The 19,572-nt window shown below is 48.3% G+C and carries 21 protein-coding genes; 10 read left to right on the plus strand and 11 right to left on the minus strand.

The window, feature by feature from the left end; genetic code table 11:
- Window positions 1–15 precede the first annotated feature (15 nt).
- The 4 genes from trmD to QUE61_RS02465 all read left to right on the plus strand — a co-directional run bounded on the left by trmD (window position 16) and on the right by QUE61_RS02465 (window position 3,005).
- On the plus strand, window positions 16–786 hold the full coding sequence (gene trmD / locus QUE61_RS02450; protein WP_286308248.1) for a tRNA (guanosine(37)-N1)-methyltransferase TrmD: 771 nt from the start codon (window positions 16–18) through the stop codon (window positions 784–786).
- Window positions 787–850: 64 nt separating this feature from the next.
- Window positions 851–1,249: a 50S ribosomal protein L19 gene (rplS, locus tag QUE61_RS02455; RefSeq protein ID WP_108507973.1), complete on the plus strand. Its 399-nt coding sequence runs from the start codon at window positions 851–853 to the stop codon at window positions 1,247–1,249.
- A gap of 71 nt (window positions 1,250–1,320) precedes the next feature.
- The gene (locus tag QUE61_RS02460; protein WP_286307363.1) at window positions 1,321–2,052 is read left to right on the plus strand and encodes a CoA pyrophosphatase; all 732 of its coding nucleotides are present in this window, start codon (window positions 1,321–1,323) and stop codon (window positions 2,050–2,052) included.
- Window positions 2,049–3,005: a CobD/CbiB family protein gene (locus QUE61_RS02465; protein ID WP_286307364.1), complete on the plus strand. Its 957-nt coding sequence runs from the start codon at window positions 2,049–2,051 to the stop codon at window positions 3,003–3,005. The genes QUE61_RS02460 and QUE61_RS02465 overlap by 4 nt, the downstream gene beginning before the upstream one ends.
- Here QUE61_RS02465 and rsgA read toward each other — a convergent pair.
- Together rsgA and QUE61_RS02475 are read right to left on the minus strand one after the other, a co-directional pair.
- Window positions 2,950–3,945, minus strand: coding sequence for a ribosome small subunit-dependent GTPase A (rsgA, locus tag QUE61_RS02470; protein WP_286307365.1), 996 nt, complete (start codon window positions 3,943–3,945; stop codon window positions 2,950–2,952). The genes QUE61_RS02465 and rsgA overlap by 56 nt on opposite strands.
- 13 nt (window positions 3,946–3,958) lie before the next feature.
- Entirely contained in the window at window positions 3,959–5,209 is a 1,251-nt protein-coding gene (locus QUE61_RS02475; protein WP_286307366.1) for a M48 family metallopeptidase, read from the minus strand.
- 15 nt (window positions 5,210–5,224) lie between these two features.
- Between QUE61_RS02475 and orn the strand changes: the two genes are divergently transcribed.
- A complete protein-coding gene (gene orn / locus QUE61_RS02480) occupies window positions 5,225–5,809 on the plus strand; it encodes an oligoribonuclease (protein ID WP_286307367.1) in 585 nt (194 codons plus the stop codon).
- Here orn and mog read toward each other — a convergent pair whose 3' ends face one another.
- Window positions 5,810–6,427, minus strand: a complete 618-nt coding sequence (gene mog / locus QUE61_RS02485; protein WP_286307368.1) for a molybdopterin adenylyltransferase — start codon at window positions 6,425–6,427, stop codon at window positions 5,810–5,812.
- 26 nt (window positions 6,428–6,453) lie between these two features.
- Between mog and pmbA the strand changes: the two genes are divergently transcribed.
- On the plus strand, window positions 6,454–7,800 hold the full coding sequence (gene pmbA, locus QUE61_RS02490) for a metalloprotease PmbA (protein ID WP_286307369.1): 1,347 nt from the start codon (window positions 6,454–6,456) through the stop codon (window positions 7,798–7,800).
- Here pmbA and QUE61_RS02495 read toward each other — a convergent pair whose 3' ends face one another.
- From QUE61_RS02495 to fdxA, 3 genes are read right to left on the minus strand one after another with little or no spacing between them, the layout of a single operon-like run.
- Complete coding sequence (locus QUE61_RS02495; RefSeq protein ID WP_286307370.1) at window positions 7,801–8,295, minus strand: dihydrofolate reductase; 495 nt, start codon at window positions 8,293–8,295, stop codon at window positions 7,801–7,803.
- Window positions 8,296–8,300: 5 nt separating this feature from the next.
- Complete coding sequence (locus QUE61_RS02500; RefSeq protein ID WP_286307371.1) at window positions 8,301–9,095, minus strand: thymidylate synthase; 795 nt, start codon at window positions 9,093–9,095, stop codon at window positions 8,301–8,303.
- A gap of 27 nt (window positions 9,096–9,122) precedes the next feature.
- The gene (gene fdxA, locus QUE61_RS02505; RefSeq protein ID WP_108509308.1) at window positions 9,123–9,446 is read right to left on the minus strand and encodes a ferredoxin FdxA; all 324 of its coding nucleotides are present in this window, start codon (window positions 9,444–9,446) and stop codon (window positions 9,123–9,125) included.
- A gap of 114 nt (window positions 9,447–9,560) precedes the next feature.
- Between fdxA and QUE61_RS02510 the strand changes: the two genes are divergently transcribed.
- Window positions 9,561–10,547, plus strand: a complete 987-nt coding sequence (locus tag QUE61_RS02510; RefSeq protein ID WP_286307372.1) for a 2-hydroxyacid dehydrogenase — start codon at window positions 9,561–9,563, stop codon at window positions 10,545–10,547.
- A 12-nt stretch (window positions 10,548–10,559) separates the two neighbouring features.
- Here QUE61_RS02510 and QUE61_RS02515 read toward each other — a convergent pair whose 3' ends face one another.
- From QUE61_RS02515 to QUE61_RS02535, 5 genes are read right to left on the minus strand one after another with little or no spacing between them, the layout of a single operon-like run.
- Complete coding sequence (locus tag QUE61_RS02515; protein ID WP_215371662.1) at window positions 10,560–10,859, minus strand: hypothetical protein; 300 nt, start codon at window positions 10,857–10,859, stop codon at window positions 10,560–10,562.
- A 12-nt stretch (window positions 10,860–10,871) separates the two neighbouring features.
- Window positions 10,872–12,173, minus strand: coding sequence for a molybdopterin molybdotransferase MoeA (moeA, locus tag QUE61_RS02520; protein ID WP_286307373.1), 1,302 nt, complete (start codon window positions 12,171–12,173; stop codon window positions 10,872–10,874).
- Window positions 12,174–12,177: 4 nt separating this feature from the next.
- Window positions 12,178–12,783 carry a molybdenum cofactor guanylyltransferase MobA gene (mobA, locus tag QUE61_RS02525; protein ID WP_286307374.1) on the minus strand — a complete coding sequence of 202 codons (606 nt, stop codon included), beginning with the start codon at window positions 12,781–12,783 and terminating at the stop codon, window positions 12,178–12,180.
- 9 nt (window positions 12,784–12,792) lie between these two features.
- Window positions 12,793–13,908, minus strand: a complete 1,116-nt coding sequence (gene moaA / locus QUE61_RS02530) for a GTP 3',8-cyclase MoaA (RefSeq protein ID WP_286308249.1) — start codon at window positions 13,906–13,908, stop codon at window positions 12,793–12,795.
- 24 nt (window positions 13,909–13,932) lie between these two features.
- Entirely contained in the window at window positions 13,933–16,461 is a 2,529-nt protein-coding gene (locus QUE61_RS02535; RefSeq protein ID WP_286307375.1) for an Rne/Rng family ribonuclease, read from the minus strand.
- A 387-nt stretch (window positions 16,462–16,848) separates the two neighbouring features.
- Between QUE61_RS02535 and QUE61_RS02540 the strand changes: the two genes are divergently transcribed.
- The 3 genes from QUE61_RS02540 to QUE61_RS02550 are packed head-to-tail and all read left to right on the plus strand — an operon-like array spanning window position 16,849 to window position 19,572.
- Window positions 16,849–17,904, plus strand: coding sequence for an RluA family pseudouridine synthase (locus QUE61_RS02540; RefSeq protein ID WP_286307376.1), 1,056 nt, complete (start codon window positions 16,849–16,851; stop codon window positions 17,902–17,904).
- Window positions 17,901–18,608 (plus strand): HAD-IA family hydrolase, encoded by a 708-nt coding sequence (locus QUE61_RS02545; protein WP_286307377.1) that lies wholly within the window; start codon window positions 17,901–17,903, stop codon window positions 18,606–18,608. The genes QUE61_RS02540 and QUE61_RS02545 overlap by 4 nt, the downstream gene beginning before the upstream one ends.
- A 4-nt stretch (window positions 18,609–18,612) precedes the next feature.
- Entirely contained in the window at window positions 18,613–19,572 is a 960-nt protein-coding gene (locus QUE61_RS02550) for a S49 family peptidase (RefSeq protein ID WP_286307378.1), read from the plus strand.

Raw genomic sequence — 19,572 nt, forward strand, 5'->3', positions numbered from 1 at the left:
ATGAATACGACCAAGATGGATTTTGATGTGTTGACGCTTTTCCCCGAGATGTTTACCGCTCTCACGCAATATGGGGTAACCGGCCGCGCCTGTGAGCAAAGGCTAACTTCTGTAACCACATGGAATATCAGGGATTTTTCTGAGGATTCCCGAAAAACAGTCGATGATCGGGCTTATGGTGGTGGCCCTGGTATGGTGATGATGGCTAAACCCTTAGATTCTTGTCTTGAGGCTGTGGGGCGCTCCCATCTTAATCGAGGGATTAATCCTGGGCCGGTTTGTTTATTAAGCCCCCAAGGAGAGCCATTTTCACAAAAGTTAGCGACAGATATCCTCAGTTATCGACAATTAACCATAATTTGTGGTCGTTATGAAGCTATTGATCAACGGTTTATTGACGACAAAGTGGATCTTGAGGTTTCAATCGGTGATTTTGTGGTTTCGGGGGGTGAATTGCCAGCCATGATCCTCATGGATGCCGTAATCCGCTTAATTCCCGGGGCTTTAGGGGACGAAGACTCAGCTCTACAAGATAGTTTTATGAATGGCCTTTTAGACCATCCCCACTACACCCGTCCAGAGGTTTATGGAAATAAATCGGTGCCAGACGTGCTTTTGGGCGGACATCACGCTAAAATAATGGATTGGCGTCGGCAAAAGTCGTTAGAGCTGACGTTTAAGCGCCGCCCAGACCTCATCGTCAAGGCGCGTGCAAATGGGTTGCTAAACCCAAACGATGAAGCGTTTTTAAAGACGCTTGAATCCCGAAGGTTTGGCGAAAATTAAATTGCATCCTCTATTGAGTCCACTCATGTGGGATTAACGTCAATACGATGCCAAAGGAGTTGAAATGAATTTGATTCAAACGATTGAGCAAGAAGAAATTGCTCGCCTAACTGCCAACAAAACCATTCCAAGTTTTGCTCCTGGCGATACCGTTGTTGTTAGCGTGAATGTTGTTGAGGGTACCCGTAAACGCGCTCAGGCATTTGAGGGCGTGGTGATTGCTAAACGCAATCGCGGTCTTAATTCCAGCTTCATTGTCCGCAAGATTTCATCGGGCGAGGGAGTTGAGCGTACATTCCAAACCTACTCACCATTGATTGCTAGTATTGAAGTGAAGCGTCGCGGTGATGTCCGTCGCGCCAAGTTGTATTACTTGCGCGATCGTTCTGGTAAGTCCGCACGTATTAAAGAGAAGCTAACCGCCCGTGCTAAAGAGGTCGTTGCTGAGCAAAGCGCTGAATAATTAATCCGGCACCAGCAATCAAGGCGACCTCGGTCGCCTTTTTGTTTATCTAAATCACCTAAAATGATGGCATGGTTCATTCATCCACATCCATCAAAAAGAGCTTAGCTGCTCCACCGAGTTTTAATCCGCGAAGGGTGCCTATTGCACATCGCTGCGAGGATCAAGCGCGAGTGTCTGACCATTTGTTTGATGCTAACGTTCTACGACAGCATTTTGCTGCTCCACCACCATGGGCCCCTGAAATCACCGATGAAAATCGGCATGTGATGGCGAGTAATATCATCGCGCAACGCGAGGCGGAAGGGTTGATTACAGAAGCAGCTATTTTGTTACCGCTGGTGATGCAGCCAAACGGTTTAAATGTTCTCTTAACTCAGCGAACCGAGCATTTACATGATCATGCTGGGCAAATTAGCTTTCCTGGTGGTCGCAAGGATTTTGCTGATGAATCAATTATTACCACCGCATTGCGCGAAAGCGAGGAAGAGATCGGCTTGCCCAGCGATCATATTGATGTAATTGGGACCATGCCGGAGTATTTGACTGTGTCCGGTTATCGCGTGACCCCCGTAGTTGCTCTGGTTGAGCCCCCTCGAGCATATCGTCCAGACCCATTTGAGGTGGCGGATGTTTTTGAGGTTCCTCTGCCATTTCTGATGAACCCAGCGAATCACGAGATACGGGTGTGGCATAGTGATGAAGGCTCGCGACGGTTTTATGCCATTCCGTATGCGGATCGCTTTATTTGGGGAGCTACTGCTGGAATGTTACGAAATCTATATCATTTATTAAAAGCATGACCTTTTTCTCTATTCTCTTCGCTCTCATTGCCGAGCAATACCGGCCTGTTACCGCATCGCATTGGATTCGGAGAATGAGTGCTGGATGGCTCGATTGGGTTGCCAAGGAGTTTGGTGGCAAATCCGAGCAAGGTGCCACTCCCGTAGGCGCCCGCTTGGCCTGCTTGGTTGGATTTGGCTTACCAACAGTATTGGTATTCGCAGTTTATGTATTTGCATACATCGTGAACCCATTATTGGCATTTGTATGGAACATCATCATCGTGTATCTGTTCTTTGGTTTTCGGCAATTTAGCCACTCCTTTACCGAGGTTCATGAAGCGATTCAAAACCATGATCTTCCTGCCGCGCGGCTAGCACTGCAAGCGTGGGTGGGGGATGAGTTTGATACCTCGCATCTATCCGAAAGTGAGATCATCGCGATTGCTTTGGAGCGAGCCATTATTGGGGCGCATCGCCATGTATTTGGGGTATTTTTTTGGTTCTTAATGCCAATTGGCCCCGCCGGAGTTGTTTTATACCGGCTCGCAGATAAGGCGAGTAGGCGTTGGGAGAAGTTTGGCCTCAATTTATCTGAGGCAGCAAAGCATTTTTTCTATATATTGGACTGGGTCCCAGTTCGCCTCAGTGCAATTAGCTTCGCTATCGTGGGTAATTTTGAAGATGCCATTTATGCTTGGCGTAATCTCACCAGTAAGTGGACGGATCCACTCTCGGCTGTTTTATTGGCATCGGGTAGTGGTGCACTAGGCGTTCGTTTAGGAGAGCCTCTGCGGGAGCCAACCAGCGATGAGGCTTTGGCACGTGCCGAGGCCGGTGAGCCCCCCATCTATGAAATCGGCCACGAGCCTAGCGAGCGATCCATGCGCTCAGCAATCGGGCTGGTGTGGCGAGCCCTTATCGTTTGTATGGTGGTTTTAGCGATGTTGACCATCGCTCTTTGGCTGGGCTAATTCCCTGGATCTGAATATCCGCTGTCCTAGAGTCTGAGACCAGCTGTTTAAAGAGTGCTAAGCGTTCACTCGCAATGACTCCTGCCAAGACAGCCGCTTGAACCGCACAATCAGGCTCATTGTCGTGTTTGCAATTATGAAAGCGACACTGACCCAAATAGGGTTTGAACTCCCGAAAGGCATGTTGTAACTGACTCTCCGATACATGCGCAAGGCCAAATTCTTGAAAGCCTGGTGAGTCAATGATTGCTCCCAAACCATTCGCATCGCGACCCCATTCGGGTAGATCAAAATAGCGGCAGGCTGTAGTGGTGTGTTTGCCACTATCTAGTTTTTGAGAGTATTCCTGGGTGACAGCGGCTGCATTGGGGACCCAGGCGTTCAGAAGCGTTGATTTGCCCATGCCAGATTGGCCGACCAAAACCGATACTTTGCCCTTTAAGAGCGGTACAAGCGCGTCGAGCGATTGCGGATTAAATTTTGCAGAGACTTCATGCACGGCATAACCCATCGATTTATATGGGGCAAGCTGATTACGCGCCGCCACAAGCTTATCGTGCAGGTCGCATTTATTCAAAATGATATGAAGATCAATTTGATTTAGTTCAGCCGCAATAACTGCGCGTCCGAGAAGATCTGGCGAGAATGCGGGCGCGGTTGCTAAAACAATCAGTATCTGATCAACATTGGCGGCAATACTCTTGCTCTTAAATGCATCTGAGCGATACAGTAAATTCTTGCGAGGTTCAATCTCAAGAATACGGGCCTGATCCGCCGAAGTGCTCTCTAGAATCAAGCGATCGCCAACTGCCCCAAGGTGTTGTTTACCAGGAGCACTCACATGAATGAATGGCCCGTGATGGGATCCATCAGCCTCAATCCGTTGCGCTAAGTAATGTCTGCCATACGAAGCGCTTAGAAGGGCACGAAAAGGACCCATTACCGAATATCACTCATGCAAATCGCTGAAGATGCGCAATCCGCAACGGGGCCGGAGGGTGGGAACTATAGAAAGCAGTGTAGATTGGATCGGGGGTGAGGGTGGAGGCATTATCTTGATAAAGCTTCACCAAGGCAGAGATCAAGGCGTTTGCGGATGACTTTTGGGCTGCAAAATGATCTGCTTCGTATTCATGTTTACGCGAAGCAAGACTTCCCAGTGGCGTAAAAAAGAATCCAAATACAGGCGCTACCAACATAAAGAGGGCAAGAGCCAGACCACCGTTGTAACCATTGAGATCGGGGGTTACCCCCAATCCGAAATAGAACCAGGGTTGTGAACTAATCCATCCCAAAATAGCTAGCATGACAAAACTGAGAGCAAATGAGACCAGTAAACGCTTACGGATATGTTGACGCTTGAAATGACCCAGCTCATGCGCTAGAACTGCTTCTACCTCTAAGGGCTCTAACTTTTCAATCAGGGTGTCAAAAAAGACAATACGCTTGGCTTTGCCGATACCTGTGAAATAAGCATTGCCATGGGCACTTCGTTTACTCCCATCCATGACAAAAAGACCTTGACTAGCAAAGTCACAGCGTTTTAAGAGTTGCTCGATTTGGGTTTTTAGGGGGCCATCCTCGAGCGCCTTAAATTTGTTAAATAAGGGTGCGATTACCGTGGGAAAGAGCCATAGCAGTAGGGCATTAAATAGTGTCCAAACTACCCATGTCCACAACCACCAATAAGTGCCACTAGTGGCCATAAGCTCGAGAACTAACCATAAGAGCGGTAAACCAAGCGCAGCCGCCAAGGCAATTCCTTTGAAGGTATCCAGCCAAAAGAGGCGCGGGGTCATGCGATTAAAGCCAAAGGTTGCTTCAATCCCAAATTGTTTTTTCCAGGCAAAAGGCAAATCTAATGTACCGGAAATGAAGGCCAGAGAAACCAAAAGAAGGATTTGCTGGGTAATGCCTGGTCCCACTAAGCTCAAGAGCGTTTGATTAAGCCACTCCAAGCCACCCAGCAAGGTAAAGCCGATCAACACAAATGCACCAAAGGCATTTTCGAGAAGACCTAAGCGTAATTTAGCAATCGTGTAATCAGCTGCTTTTTGATGATCAGCCAAAGAAACTCGCGAAGCAAATTCATTCGGTACACTAGCGCGGTGGAGGGCAACATGGCGTATTTGTCGCATGGCCAACCAGTGGCGCATACCAACACTTAGCAGTAGGGCGGCAATGAAGATCAATGTAAAGGTCATGAAGGTATTATAGAGATGAGCGAACAAATGAAGCACACCCCCAACGGGAATGATCCTTTGATTTGGGTCGACATGGAAATGTCCGGCCTAAAGCCCGACAGCGACCGAATCTTGGAGATCGCGATGATCATTACCGATGCTCACTTGAACGTAATAGCCACAGCGCCGGTATGGGTTGTTCACCAAACGGACGAGGTCTTAAATGGCATGGATGCTTGGAATAAAGGAACGCACAGTAAATCCGGTCTGGTGGATAAAGTGAAGGCTTCATCGCTGAGTGAGCCGGAGGTTGAGCAGCAGTGCATCACCTTTTTAAAGCAATATGTAAAAGCGAACACTGCGCCAATGTGCGGTAACTCAATTTGCCAAGATCGACGCTTTATGGCTCGGTATATGCCTAAGCTTGAAGCCTATTTCCATTATCGAAATGTTGATGTTTCAACCATTAAAGAATTATCAAAACGTTGGCAACCTAATTTGGTAAAAGGTTTTGAAAAGCAGCAGGCCCATACGGCATTAGCCGATATTATGGAATCGATCGAGGAGCTAAAGTACTACCGAGAGCACTTCTTTCGGCTACCCACGCCAACTAGCGATTAATTACTTCTTTTTCTTGGGCCTAAAGGCTTTGACAATGGCCTCATCGGTTTCAATGATCGGCCCACCCATGAGCTCAATGCAATACGGTATAGCTGCAAAAATCCCATGAACTAAGACTTTACCCTCAGAGTCCTTTAAGCCTTCTAGGGTCTCTTGAATGGATTTAGGCTGGCCCGGAAGATTGAGAATCAGGGCGCTATGACCTTCAATTTCTCGCAGAACAGCCACCTGCCTTGACAAAATTGCGGTGGGTACGAATTGCAGACTAATTTGACGCATTTGCTCCCCAAAGCCAGGCATCTCACGAGTCCCCACTTCTAGAGTTGCCTCTGGGGTGACATCCCGACGTGCGGGGCCGGTGCCGCCGGTGGTCAAGACTAGATCGCAGCCCATTTCATCAACGAGTTCAATCAAGCTTGAGGTGATGTGTTCTATTTCATCAGGGATCAGGCGCTCATGGAAAACAACCGGCGTGGTGATGACGCGTGATAGCCAATTTCGCAGGCTAGGAATGCCCTCATCGACATAAACCCCTTGACTGGCTCGATCTGAAATTGAGACCAAGCCAATTTTGGCTTCATTAGGAAAACTGCGTTCAAAGGGGCTTGGCTGCTTCATGGTTCTATTCTAGCTATCATTAGAGGATGTTTGCATATTCACACGATCAGTTCAGAATCATTATTGACTTTATTTTGGCAGAAGCCAAGCGAGTTGGGGCCACAGACGCTGCTGCTGAAATTTCAGAGGGCCATGGGTTATCCGTCACAGTCCGTAAAGGGGCGGTAGAAACGATTGAGCAGAGTGTTGATAAGCAAGTCGGGGTTAGTATTTATTTGGGTCAGCGCCGAGGCAATGCCAGCACCAGTGACTTCTCACCTGAGTCATTACGAACCACGGTAGAAGCCGCTTTTCACATTGCTAAACACACTGCAGAAGATGATTGCGCTGGATTGGCCGACCCGGATCTGCTCGAGCACCACCCATTGGATTTGGATTTATTTCATCCATGGGAAATCGACAGTAAAAAAGCAATTGCAATTGCACGGCAGGCAGAGAAAGCGGCTTTTGCGGTTGATCGAGCCATTGTTAATAGCGATGGAGCTTCGGTATCTGCGCATCAAGCGCACTTTATGTTGGGGACCAGTAACGGATTTATCGGTGGTTATCCATACTCAAGACACTTTATTTCATGTGCTCCGATTGCGAATGCAACGGGGAAGACCAGTTCGATGCAGCGCGATGATTGGTACAGTACCTCTCGGGTACCCACTGAACTTGCTAAACCAAGCTGGATTGGTCGATATGCGGCCCAACGCGCCCTCTCTCGTTTAAATGCGAAGTCATTAAGTACGCGTCGTTGCCCAGTCATTTTTGAGGCTCCCATTGCGGTTGGGCTGATCGGATCTTTGGTTCAAGCAACTTCAGGGGCCGCACTTTACCGACGCTCTAGTTTTTTACTAGACAGTCTTGGTAAACCTGTGATGCCAAGCCATCTTGATTTATTTGAATTACCGCATCTAAAACGACAGACCGGTAGCGCTCCTTTTGATGAAGAAGGGGTTCGTACCCAAGCGCGCTCAGTCGTTGCTAAGGGAGAGCTGCAAGGATATTTTTTATCCAGTTATTCAGCTCGTAAGTTAGGAATGGAAACCACCGGCAACGCTGGCGGTGCCCATCATCTGAGATTGCACAGTCAACATACCCCATCCGGAGGTTTGCCCAGTTTACTTAAAGAAATGGGCACTGGTCTACTGGTGACAGAGCTCATGGGGCAGGGCGTTAATTACGTAACGGGTGACTACTCACGTGGTGCGTTTGGTTACTGGGTAGAAAATGGCGAGATTCAACATCCGGTTGAGGAAATTACAATTGCGGGCAATCTCAAAGAGATGTTGATGGATATTGCCGCAGTGGGAGACGACACCATTATTCGTGGTACCAAAGAAACAGGCTCGATTTTGATCGGTTCGATGACGATTGGCGGTAAATAGTTAGTGGCGAACTCGATTTAGGGTCACATAACTAAACTGAATATCACCCTCGCTTGCCGCAATCTGCTCAACGATTTGCCAATTCTGCTGATCGGGGATCTCAAAAAAGGTATCGCCCTCAACCTCCAGCTCAATCTCGGTAATGAAGAGCTGATCTGCTAATGGAAAGGCTTGATTGAATAATTGTTGACCACCAATCACAAACACTCGCTTAAACTCGCGCAATGATTGCAAGGCCTCTTCAAGCGACGAGACAAGCTCAGCCCCATTTGCCTGATAGGCAGAATTGCGACTAACCACAATATTGCGTCTTCCAGGTAAGGGCCTACCAATCGATTCCCAGGTCTTACGCCCCATAATAATGGGGTAACCCATGGTTACTTTCTTAAAAAATTGCAAATCCGCCGAGATCTTCCAGGGCATTTGATTATCTTTGCCGATCACATGATTGCGTGAGCGAGCAACGATCATCGAAATAGCAGGTTTTGTTCTCAATTGATTTAGACCGCAACCGGCGCTTTAATATGGGGGTGAGACTCATAGCCCATAATTTCAAAGTCTTCAAACTGATAATCAAAGATCGACTCAGGTTTGCGATGAATCTTAAGGCTCGGCAATGGATAGGGTGTGCGTGATAGCTGAAGCTTCACCTGTTCCAGGTGGTTGCTGTACAAATGACAATCTCCACCGGTCCAAATAAACTCACCGGGCTGTAAATTACATTGCTCTGCAACCATATGCGTTAGTAATGCGTAACTGGCAATATTAAAAGGCACACCAAGAAAAATATCAGCACTACGTTGATAGAGTTGGCAGGAGAGTTTTCCATTGGCAACATAAAACTGAAAAAAGGCATGGCAGGGTGCCAAGGCCATTTTGGGAATATCAGCGACATTCCAAGCAGAGACAATAATGCGGCGGGAATCTGGATTGGTTTTGATGGTATGAATGATCTCTTTAATTTGATCAATATGCTCGCCATTGGGGGTAGGCCAGGATCGCCATTGGTAGCCATAAACCGGCCCAAGATCACCGTTGGGAGTGGCCCACTCATCCCAAATGGATACACCACGCTCTTTGAGCCATTGATTATTGGTATTACCGCTCAGAAACCACAAAAGCTCATAAATGATGGATTTCAGGTGAAGTTTCTTCGTAGTGACCAGTGGAAAACCTTCTGCAAGGTCAAAGCGCATCTGATAGCCAAAAACCGATAAAGTTCCGGTCCCGGTGCGATCCGACTTTTGGGCGCCATGCTCGAGAACATGGTGCATGAGTTCATGAAATTGGCGCATGCGAAATTAAGATAGTGCAGTTTGGTATTACTTCTCGAGATGCTCAAGCTTACTTTTGACATCTTTCCAATCATCTGCATCGGCCAGAGGCGCCTTGGATTTTGTAATACTTGGCCACTGCTTTGCGAGCTCAAGGTTGATTGCAATGAAGTTTTGTTGATCACCTGGCACATCATCTTCTGCGTAAATTGCATTGACAGGACACTCTGGTACGCATACCGCACAATCAATGCATTCATCTGGATCAATTGCCAGGAAATTTGGACCTTCGCGAAAACAGTCAACGGGGCATACATCAACGCAATCGGTGTATTTACAACGGATACAGGATTCAGTGACAACGTAGGTCATAGCTCGCTCTAAGGAAGAAATGCCATCAAAAACACGAAATTTATCAATCATTGGATTTTATCCCAAATGGTGTAAAGTCTTGATTCCACCGATATCACACCCCTATATAGAGCCATGACAACCAAACCCAAAATCCTCGTTGCCCGTGCCATTTTTCCAGATGCCTTAGCACAATTGGAGGAGAAATTTGAGGTTCAATCGAATCAGGCGGATGACATTTTTTCTCCAGAGCAATTACGCAAGCATCTTGCCGAAGTCAAGGGAGCCTTAGTATTTGGGAGTGAGCGAATTGATCGCAACACCCTCTCTGATGCGAAAGACCTAAAGATTGTGGCTAATATTTCTGTTGGCTATAACAATTTTGATGTGCCTGCAATGACCGCAGCTGGGGTGATGGCTACCAATACCCCGGATGTGTTAACGGATACAACGGCCGACTTTGGCTTTGCACTTTTAATGGCGACAGCCCGACGAATTACGGAGTCAGAGCATTGGATTCGGAATGGCCAATGGGACAAGATGTCCATCGTTTACAACCCACTAGGTATGGACTTGCATCACACCACCTTGGGCATTATTGGTATGGGCCGAATTGGCCAAGGGATTGCGAAGCGCGCTTTAGGCTTTGGGATGAAAGTGATGTACCACAACCGTAAACGCTTAAGCGAGGCGGATGAAAAAGCGTGTGGTGCTCGATATCTTGATAAAGAAACCCTACTTCGCGAAGCTGACCATGTGATCTTGGTGGTGCCATACTCTGCAGAGAGCCATCATCTAATCGGCGTCAAAGAAATTGCGCTAATGAAACCGACTGCTACGCTAGTTAACATTGCCCGTGGTGGTATTGTGGATGATGCAGCTTTGGCGGCTGCATTAAAAGCAAAAACAATCTTTGCCGCAGGTCTTGATGTTTTTGAGGGTGAACCGAAAGTTCATCCGGAGTTGCTCAAGTTAAGTAATGTGGTACTGGCGCCCCATATTGCCAGTGCGACTGAAAAAACTCGACGTGCCATGATTGCGTTAGCGGCTGAAAACCTTAGCGCAGCTCTCGAGGGAAAACGTCCGCCGAGTTTGATCAATACCGAATTGTGGAAGAACTAATTTTGCCAAGCTTTACTGCTGAATATCGTCCGTCTCTTCGGGAAGTTCTTTAAGGGCAAGTTCAATACCGCCAAATTTTTCTGCAACCCAGTTATAGACTTTACAGGCAATCCATAAGAGCCCAAAGCCCAGGATGGCATTAAGTACAAGGGCAGAAATGACTGTAAACCCAGGAATTGAGCCGTCTCGAATAAAGGCAACAAACAGAGCCAACAGTACGATTGGGACGGAGAAGCACAGGTAAACCAAAACTAAGGTTTTGGCAGTGTGCATGGGATCTAAAAATACAATTTCTTTTTTAGTAAATTTCATGATCCCGCCATCTTAAAGCAGTCCATCAAAAATCTCTACATCCACCCAATCGCCAGGCTCAATATTTCCCTGGTCATGGTGAAGAATGATGAAGCAATTGGCTTCACTCATGGAGCGCAAAATCCCAGCACCTTGGCTACCCGTTGTTTTAACGGCCCATTGACCCCGGTCATCCTGAAATAGAATCCCCCGTTGAAACTCGGTACGACCGGATTTCTTTCGAATTCCGACAGCAGATCGAACTGGAATCAAGGGAATCTCAACCCACTTGGCACCATTTAGCTGTAATAGCGCGTTGCGAACAAATTGATAAAAGGTCACCATCACCGCCACGGGGTTACCGGGTAAGCCAAAAAATACGGTAGGAGTAGACTTGCTCGAACTTGGCTTAAGGCTACCGAATGCCATGGGTCGACCAGGGCGCATGGCAATTTTCCAGAATCCAACTTCACCCAACTCCTCCATCATTTGCTTAGTGAAATCCGCCTCTCCAACCGAGACCCCACCTGAGGAGATGATGACATCAGCCGTTTGGGCAGCCGTAATGAAAGCCTTGCGAAGATTATCGGGGTTATCTCGCACGATCCCGCAATCAATCACCTCCATACCCAGTCGCTCAATGCAGGCGCGCAGACTATAGCGATTGCTGTCAAAAATCTTGCCAGGTGCTAAAGACTCATGGATATCGCAGAGCTCATTGCCAGAGGAGAGGATGGCCACCTTGGTCCGCTGATAGACTTCAAGCTGATGAATACCCAAGGATGCCGCAAGACCCAGGTCAGCAGGGCGCAAAATTCGGCCCTGCAAAATGGCTGCTTTGCCCGACTGCAAATCTTCGCCCCGTAAGCGACGATTCTCGCCGGCACGAACGACGTCACTGGAAAAGCTTACCAGACCATTGCTAAGAGTCTTGGTAAATTCCTGGGGGACTACCGTGTCGCATGTTGTGGGCATCAAGGCACCCGTCATGATTTTGATGCATTGCCCAGATTTAACGGTAGGCATTTCAGTTTGCCCGGCATGCAGTGTTCCAATGATAGTTAATGCAAGATCTTGGCGATCATCAGATAGTTCACTACTATTGAATGCATACCCATCCATGGCAGAGTTGTCATGGGCAGGAACATCGATGGGGGATAAAAGATCGCTCGCTAAGATGCGACCGAGGCATTGATGGAGAGGCAAGGTCTCTTTTCGGAGATGCATTCCCGACGATTCGTAACTGGATGTAACTAAGTCAGCAATGGCTTGCCGCGCATCCGTTACGGATAAAAAATCCGATTGGAACTCTTGATTTGCTTGATTGGTTTCCATATCTTTAGTTGGTAAATTTTTCTAATTGAGCTAGCTCTTCTGGAGTATTGGCATTGGCAAATGCAGATTCATTTGCAAAAATAGCGGTACATGCATCTTGAGATGTAAACCAGCGATCAATCTTGCGCTGCCCGTCAGCTAAAAATTGCTCCAACGAATCAAGTACCTCTCGTTTCATTAAGCAAAACACCGGTTGCGCCCAAATTTTCCCTTCAGAATCTTGGCTAGATGCATAGGCAATATTCGCTTCTTCCTTTTCCAGTCGATCGGCGAGTGCCGTGACTAAATCAGTTGGAAAAAGGGGAGAATCGCAAGGAGCGGTCACCATATAAGGCGTATCGCAAGCCTTAAGGCCAACCAGATAGCCCGCTAAGGGTCCAGCAAAATCCTGACTCTCATCGGCCACAATAGGATAGCCATAGTGCGAATAGATATCGTGATTACGATTGGCGTTAATTAGTAAACCTGAGACTTGTGGCGCAAGGCGATGAATGGCATGTTCGATTAAAGGCTTGCCTTGAAAGGGTACTAGGCCCTTATCGATCCCGCCCATGCGCTGCGCACGACCGCCCGCAAGTAAGAGACCGGTAATTTCAGAACGCGCAATCATCGGCAGGCCCTAACCACCAATATAGGACATTTCAACTTTACGTTGCTTGCGTTCTAAATTCTTGGTGTGAAGATGTCTGATCTCGGAGTAGCGATCATCGCGGTTTGACCATGTTTGCATAACAGCGTTTGCAATTTCAAGATCAGAACGACCAGAGCGCATGAGGGTTTTGAAATCAAATCCTTCGGTAGCAAATAAACATAAAAACAGCTGACCATCTGTGGACAGCCGGGCACGGGAGCATTCATGACAAAACGCTTGGGTCACACTCGAGATCACACCAATTTCGCCAGCCCCATCCTGATACCGCCAGCGTTGAGCGACTTCGCCGGCGTAATTCGGGTCGACTTGCTCAAGGGGGAAGTGTTCAGCAATCCTGGCAATAACATCGGCAGAAGGTAGCACTTGATCCAGATTCCAGCCATTCGAGGAGCCAACATCCATGAATTCAATGAAGCGCAGCGTGATGCCGCGATTACGAAAATACTTCGCCATTGGTAGGATCTCGTGGTCGTTCACCCCTTTCTTAACCACCATATTGACTTTGATGCCTTCGAAGCCCGCCTTTTGTGCTGCCTCAATTCCTTTGAGCACATCGCTGACTGGATAGTCGACATCATTCATCGCTTTGAAGATCGCATCATCGAGCGCATCCAAGCTCACCGTTAGGCGTTGTAAGCCGGCCGCTTTTAGTAGTCCTGATTTTTTAGTTAAAAGACTGCCATTGGTTGTTAAGGTTAAGTCCAGCGGCTCATGTTGCGGAGTTCGAAGTTTGGCCAGCATAGAAATTAAGGTTTCGAGATCTTTTCGAAGCAAGGGCTCACCACCAGTTAAGCGAATTTTTTCGACCCCAAGAGAAACAAAAATCGCGGCTAAGCGATGAATCTCTTCAAAACTTAATAATTCGGATTGCGCCAAGTATGGATAGTCTTGATTAAATACCTCTTTGGGCATGCAGTAGGTGCACCGAAAATTACACCGATCGGTGACCGAGATGCGTAAATCACGTAATGGCCGCTGACGACGATCAAGGGTGCGGCCATGCGCCTCGCTGAGGGTATTTGGGATCAACGGCAAAGGACCCCTGGGGGTCTCTTTGCGAATCGGTATGACGGGCTTTACCATCATTCACATTATGGCCTTAAACGACTAAATCGTTTTATCGATGGTTTTTTCTTGACCGCCTGTCTCGATCAGCACCATCGGGCCTGTTGGCAGGCTTGCAGGCGCTTTAGGCTCTCGCGGCACGCGGGGCGCTGGGCTTTCTGCCTGAATCTGGGTTTGAACTTCCGCCAATTTCGATTGATCTGTTCCCACCCAAACCATTCCCGCTCCTTGCACGACATCCTTTAATGGCTCTTCAGCTAAGGGTGTGAATGCTACTCTAGGTAGCTCAGGTAAAGGTGCTGCAGCAACCACTTCCAGGCTCGTTGCAGGTACAGTCATCGATTCAATTGTGGTTGGAGTCACTTTTTCATGTCGCTCCCTGCGCTGATTAGGACGGCGTCCTCCGGCAGATTCTCGGAAGGTGTTCACAATTCGAGTGAGCGGCATACTTGCTGAGCGACCGCCGAGCCCCATCGGAAAGCCCGGATTGGATTCAGAAGCCATTGCTGAGTTACTAGCGTCATTGCGCTCGGTTCGGTCGCCACGGTTGCGACCGCGACCTCGACGGTTACGTCCACGGCGGCGTTCGTCCCCAGCGCTTTCAGTCTCATCGGTGGCGCCTACCACTTGCGGTGCTGGGATAGTGGCTTCTACCTTCTCCTGAGTATTTTGACGCTCACCCCGGTTACGGCCACGACCTTCTGAACGTGTTGGCCGATTCGCTGCAGCTTCGGTCGGCTCAGCAGTTTTCTCATTGCGATTGCGACCCCTGTTGCGGTTGCGATCACCATTGCGGCCACGATTTTCAGATCGGGGATTTGGTTTTGTCTCTGGGGCTGCCGTTGGAGCGCTTGAGGAAAAGAGTTTTTTAATGAACCCGAGGAAACCACCTGACTCTGGAGTGGAGGAACTAAGTTTGGAATCCCGAACCGGACGCTGTGATGCTGCGGGTGCTGGTTGACTCGGGGTGATCCCTTTCACTGCAGCCTCGGGGCGAGCACGCACTTCATCGTTCTTGCGACCAATGACTGCATCGGTTTCAAGCTCGCGTGCGGCCTCCTCCACCATGACATAGCTCAGTTTTTGTTCATCTAGACGAGGGTCATCATGACGCAGACGTTCTAATTTGTAATGAGGGGTCTCCAGATGCTTATTAGGGATCATCAAAATATGCACCTTAAAGCGCGTCTCAATCTTGATCACTTCAGCCCGCTTTTCATTGAGCAAGAAGGCAACCACCTCCACTGGCACCTGGCAGTGGATCGCGGCGGTATTCTCCTTCATGGCTTCTTCCTGAATAATTCTCAGGACTTGTAATGCAGAGGATTCGGTATCACGAATATGACCGGTTCCATTGCATCGTGGGCAAGTAACGTGACTGCCTTCTGATAGAGCTGGGCGCAAACGCTGACGCGAGAGCTCCATCAAACCAAACTTTGAAATCTTGCCCATTTGCACCCGTGCGCGATCATGGCGCAAGGCATCGCGCAGACGATTTTCAACGTCCCGCTGACTCTTCGAGGACTCCATGTCAATGAAGTCAATCACGATTAGACCGCCAAGATCACGCAGGCGCATTTGCCGTGCAATTTCATCGGCCGCCTCGAGATTGGTTCGGGTTGCCGTCTCTTCAATATCCGACCCACGCGTTGCGCGTGCGGAGTTCACATCGACCGATACCAAGGCCTCCGTATGATCGATGACGATCGCACCGCCAGAGGGTAGGGGAACCGTTCTGGAATAGGCGGTTTCAATTTGATGCTCAATTTGGAAGCGTGAGAAGAGAGGTACGTCATCTTGATAACGCTTCACCCGAGGCAAGTTATCCGGCATCACCACTGACATAAATGCCTGGGCTTGCTCATAAATATCATCGGTATCAATCAAAATCTCGCCAATGTCAGGCTGGAAATAATCTCGTATGGCACGAATCACAAGACTCGACTCTAGGTAAATGAGTAAGGGTGCTGAGTTTGCTTTGGCTGCCTCATCAATGGCTTTCCATAATTGCATGAGGTAATTAAGGTCCCACTGCAACTCGGTGGCATCCCGACCGATTCCTGCGGTTCTAGCAATGATGCTCATTCCGTCGGGTACCTCAAGTTGCGCCATGGCTTCGCGTAACTCTTGCCGATCCTCACCTTCAATGCGGCGAGATACACCACCTCCGCGCGGATTGTTTGGCATTAATACTAAATAGCGACCTGCTAGGGAGATAAAGGAGGTTAGGGCGGCACCTTTTTGACCGCGCTCTTCTTTTTCAACCTGAACAATGATTTCTTGACCTTCTCTCAGTGCATCCTTGATCGACGCATTGCGGACATCAATACCATCCTTGAAGTAGGTTCTTGCAACTTCCTTAAAAGGTAAAAAACCGTGCCGCTCCTCGCCATAGTTGACGAAGCAGGCCTCTAAAGACGGCTCAATACGGGTGATGACCCCTTTATAAATATTGCCTTTGCGCTGTTCGCGGCCGGCAGTTTCAATATCGATATCGATTAATTTTTGACCATCAACGATGGCAACCCGCAACTCTTCCTGTTGCGTTGCATTGAATAACATGCGCTTCATAACACTCTCCTAAATGGGAGGCGGACTTGAGCGACACGAAGTGGATGACAAATAAGCTCTGAAGAAAATCCCCAGAGTGCTGGGGTGAGACAACAAAGTTCCTAAACAGGAAAAATACCAATTAAATTGGCTTAGGTCTCACATGAACGCTCGCCACAGAGATGTCCTTTAGTTCTCAATGTAGGCGCTCGTTTTAAAAACGGTCATCTGCTTTCGGGGGTCGCGGCAAATATCACGCCAACCCTTGCGCCTCATTAAAACGGGAGAGGGGCAACCCCGGGAGTCTATTCATGGGCGACTCCAAGCTCCGGAATTCAAATTCTTAGTCATCAATGACTTAGAGCCTTGATTATAGGACACAAAACGGTCGACAATGGGAATATTCCAATGAATAAATCGATAAAGCCCCCCTCAAAACCACGTATTTCGAGCAAGGATGCCCCTAAAACTAAGGTTTTGGCAGCTGTTTTGGAAACCGTGGGACCGGATTTTGCCGGTCAGCGACTGGATAATTATTTATTAAGGTGGGCTAAAGGGGTTCCAAAAAGCCATATTTACCGAATTATTCGCTCAGGCGAGGTGCGGATTAACAAAAAGAGGGCATTGCCAAGCTCTCGCCTGGTTGAGGGCGATGTGGTTCGCTTACCTCCAACCCGATTGGCTGAGCCTAAGAAATTGGATCAAGTGATCTCGGAAGCTCAGGCTAAAACCCTGGCAACGGATATCCCTATTTTGTTTGAGGATGAATATTTGTTGGTAATTGATAAACCCTCTGGACTGGCGGTCCATGGGGGTTCGGGTGTGCAGTTGGGGGCGATTGAGTTATTTCGTAAGGCGAGACCAGAGAATGCATTTTTGGAGCTGGTTCATCGCTTAGATCGAGACACTTCCGGAATCCTGATCATGGCAAAAAAGCGCAGCGCACTTCTGGAAATGCATCGGCAGATTCGGGAGGGCTTAACTGATAAGCGTTATCGCTTAATTGCTCATGGAGCGATGGATGCAATCAGTGGCACGAAGCAGTTAAAGTTCCCTCTGCTGAAATATCTTCTAGAGAACGGTGAGCGTCGGGTTCGGGTGGACCCAAAAGGACAAGCAAGTCACACCAACATTCGGGTTACTGAGCTCTTTCAATCTGATGACGCGAGCTTTACATTGGTTGAGGCGCAGTTAAAAACTGGGCGCACCCATCAAATTCGGGTGCATTTGCAAAAAATCGGACACCCAATCTTGGGAGATGATAAATATGGATTGGAAGCTGGCGACAGGGAGTTGAAAGTTAAGCAACTTTTTCTCCATGCGCATCTTGCGGTCTTTTCGCATCCTAAAACTTTGGAGAAAATGCGTATTGAAGCCGATCTGCCAAAACGGTTTCATGATTTTCTCGCACAATGGGACAGCCGTTTCTTGGCTAAAACGCTACAACCGAAAGAGATCGATTGAAGACAAACGAACGTCGTTATGAGTTAATCGTGTGGGACTGGGATGGCACGATTATGGATTCCACGCCAACGATTGTTCAGTGCATTCAACAAGCCTGCCGAGACCTTGATTTTCCGGTACCCGAGGATTCGATTGCGAGCTATGTGATTGGTTTAGGTATTCATGATTCACTGCGACGTGTCGTGCCAACCATCGACCCTAAGCATTTTCCAACGCTCGTGGATCGCTTTCGCTATCACTATTTAGCAAAAGATCATGAGCTGCATCTTTTTGCGGGTATGCGAGACTTGCTTGAGAGCTTAAAGACCCAGGGCTTTATGTTGGGGGTGGCAACCGGTAAGCCTAGACGCGGGCTCGATCGATCCTTGCGTCATCATCAGTTAGAACATCTATTTCATGACACACGAACTGCGGATGAGTCCTTCGCCAAACCTCACCCAGGCATGTTGATGGACTTATCGGATCGTCTTCAAGTTCCAGTGCGCAAGATGCTGATGATTGGGGATACAACGCACGATCTTCAGATGGCCCAAGCGGCCGGAGTTGATGCAATCGCAGTCACTTATGGCGCCCACCCAGCCGATGCCTTGCGGTCTGCAAATTCTTTGGCTTGCTTTGATAATGTAGAGGTTTTAGGAAACTGGTTGATGCAGAATTTGCATCAACCATCCCGAGATCCTACCGAATTCAGTAAAGCGAGCTAAGTGTATGAATCAAAACCCCGAGTCATCCAATTCAAACGCGCAGTGGGAGCGCAGTGCCCTCGAGCATTTATTGCTTGAGAACTTAAAAGAAAATCGCAAGGCAAGACGTTGGCGAGCCATTCTGCGTATCTTGACCTTGGTTGTTTTGGTGGGCCTTGTTACACAAATCTTTGATATTGGCTTGCCGGGTGGCGGGGGCAGTGGCAAACATACCGCACTCGTAAGTATTGAAGGTGAGATCTCACCCAATTCGGTTGCAAATGCATTGGATATTAATTCAGCATTGAGCGCCGCATTTGAAAGTAAAGAGGCTGCTGGGGTAGTACTGCGAATCAATAGTCCGGGTGGCTCTCCTGTTCAAGCTGGCATGATTAATGACGAGATCAAACGTTTGCGCGGCCTGTATCCCGACAAACCTTTTTATGTCGTGGTCGAAGATGTTTGTGCTTCCGGTGGCTACTATGTGGCGGTGGCCGGAGACAAGATTTTGGTGGATAAAGCCAGCATTGTTGGCTCGATTGGGGTCGTCATGGGCGGCTTTGGATTTACAGGGCTCATGGATAAGATGGGTATCTCGCGACGCTTGATTACAGCGGGGTCGGATAAGGGTATGCTCGATCCATTCTCCAAAGAAAATCCCAAGCAGGTCGAGATGGTTAAAAAAATGCTCGATGAAATCCATCAGCAATTTATTACTGTCGTGAAAGAGGGTCGTGGTGAGCGCTTAAAGCATGATCCGGATATTTTTTCGGGTCGCGTATGGAATGGCGAACAGGCAGTGCAGTTGGGATTGGTTGATGGCTATGGCACGGTTGATTCTGTTGCACGCGATCTTTTAAAAACACCCGATGTGGTGGAGTACACCCTAAAAGAGAATTTTGCTGAGCGTGTCGCGAAGCGCTTTGGAGCCGAGACTGGCGCCGCAATTAGTAAATCCTTATCGCGAAGCGCGGAGATGCGGTAA

Source organism: Polynucleobacter sp. HIN5, from assembly GCF_030297555.1.
Classification (GTDB): Bacteria; Pseudomonadota; Gammaproteobacteria; order Burkholderiales; family Burkholderiaceae; genus Polynucleobacter.